This is a genomic window from Streptomyces sp. NPDC030840 (assembly GCF_055572015.1).
The window spans coordinates 1-1,873 of record NZ_JBVIEE010000048.1 but is presented as its reverse complement, the minus strand read 5'-3'; the positions used below and the strand labels follow the sequence as shown (position 1 = coordinate 1,873).

Genomic DNA, 1,873 nt, shown 5'->3' with positions numbered 1-1,873 from the left:
ATGCCGTCGATGAGGGAGTGGCGGCAGCCGTACTTGTTGTCGAACTTCGACTTCGTCACCGCGTCGTTGACGTTGATCGCCGGGAACAGCAGCACGCCGTCGCGCTGCATCTCGTACAGACGGTGCACGCCCGTCGTGGTCTCCTCCGTCACCCCGCGGATCTCCGAGGCCATCGCGGACCAGTCGAGTGCGCTGTGCTCCAGCAGGGCCCGGACGACAGCCAGTTCCTCGTTCGAGGCCTCGGGCAGCGCGCCGGTCTTCCGGTGTTCGACGCCCAGATGGATCAGGAGGGTGGCGTCCCCGCCGTCGTCCAGGATCATGTTCGGGCCGGTGTGGCCGGGCCAGGTCAGCGCCTGCTCCGTGCACCACCAGTACTCCTGCAGCGTCTCGCCCTTCCAGGCGAAGACCGGGATCCCGGCGGCGGCGATGGCGGCGGCCGCGTGGTCCTGGGTGGAGAAGATGTTGCAGGACGCCCAGCGCACCTCGGCGCCGAGCGCGACCAGGGTCTCGATGAGGACGGCGGTCTGCACGGTCATGTGCAGCGATCCGGTGATGCGCGCGCCGGCGAGCGGCTGCGCCTCGGCGTACTCCTCGCGGATCGCCATCAGGCCCGGCATCTCGTGCTCGGCGAGGGTGATCTCCTTGCGGCCGAGCTCGGCCAGGGAGAGGTCGGCCACCTTGTATTCCATGTCTGTACTCCGCGATCGGGGTGGGTTCGAATGCTTGCTACCGGCTGACGCCCAGGTTCCGGTGGATCTCCAGGGTCGCCGTGGACTTGTTGAGGGTGATGTAGTGCAGCCCCGGGGCGCCTTCGGACAGCAGGCGCTCCGCCATGGCCGTGGCGTACTCGACGCCGATGCGGTGGCCGTCGGCCGGGCTGTCCTGGGCGGCCTCCAGCCGGTCGGCGAGCGCGGCGGGGAAGCGGGCGTCGCTCAGTTCGGCGAACCGGGCGATCTGGCGGAAGTCGGTGGCCGGCATGATCTCCGGGATGACCGGAGTCGTGCAGCCGGCGGCCTCCAGCCGGTCGCGCAGCCGCAGGTAGTCCTCCACGTGGAAGAACATCTGCGTGATCGCGTAGTCGGCGCCCGCCCGGCACTTGGCGGTGAAGTGACGGATGTCGTCGGTCCAGTTCGCCGACCGGGGGTGACGTTCGGGGAAGGCCGCCACCCCCACCGTGAAGTCGCCGAGGCCGCGGATCAGGGAGACCAGCTCATGGGCGTAGGACAGGCCCTGGGGGTGGGGCGTCCACACCCCCTTGGGGTCGCCCGGCGGGTCCCCGCGCAGCGCGAGGACGTCGCGGATGCCCGCGTCGGCCAACTGGCCGATGATGTGGCGGAGTTCGGCCACCGAGTGCCCGACGGCCGTGAGGTGCGCGACCGGACGGAGCGTGGTCTCGGCGGCGATCCGCTGGGTGACCTCCACGGTGCGCTCCCGGGAGGAGCCGCCGGCCCCGTAGGTCACGGAGACGAAGGACGGGGCGAGCGGTTCGATGCGGCGGATGGCGTTCCACAGCGTCTGCGCGCCCTTGGCGCCCTTCGGCGGAAAGAACTCGAAGGAGAAGCTTCTGTGCCCGCGTGCCAGCAGTTCGCGCACGCCGGGTGTCGTGGGAGCGGTCGGACGGGGGCGGGAGGTCTCGACGACCGGGGCAGCGGGCACGGATCGGTCCTTCTCAGCGGGCGTTGAAGTACGTGGCTTCGGGGTGGTGGATCACGATCGCGTCGGTGGACTGCTCGGGGTGGAGCTGGAACTCCTCCGACAGGTGGACGCCGATCCGCTCCGGCTCCAGCAGCTCGGCGATCTTGGCGCGGTCCTCCAGGTTCGGGCAGGCGCCGTAACCGAGCGAGAACCGGGCGCCGCGGTACTTCAGCTCGAA

The 1,873-nt window shown here is 70.3% G+C and carries 3 protein-coding genes; all 3 read right to left on the bottom strand.

All coding sequences use genetic code 11. From position 1 onward, the window contains the following. A partial coding sequence (locus ACZ49J_RS45360) for an adenosylhomocysteinase (protein ID WP_467457741.1) occupies nt 1-689 on the bottom strand: 689 nt, incomplete at its 3' end. Nucleotides 690-726: 37 nt separating this feature from the next. Continuing rightward, on the bottom strand, nt 727-1,593 hold the full coding sequence (gene metF / locus ACZ49J_RS45355) for a methylenetetrahydrofolate reductase [NAD(P)H] (RefSeq protein ID WP_467457742.1): 867 nt from the start codon (nt 1,591-1,593) through the stop codon (nt 727-729). A gap of 76 nt (nt 1,594-1,669) precedes the next feature. Next, the coding region (locus ACZ49J_RS45350; RefSeq protein ID WP_467457740.1) for a vitamin B12 dependent-methionine synthase activation domain-containing protein at nt 1,670-1,873 on the bottom strand (204 nt) is incomplete at its 5' end.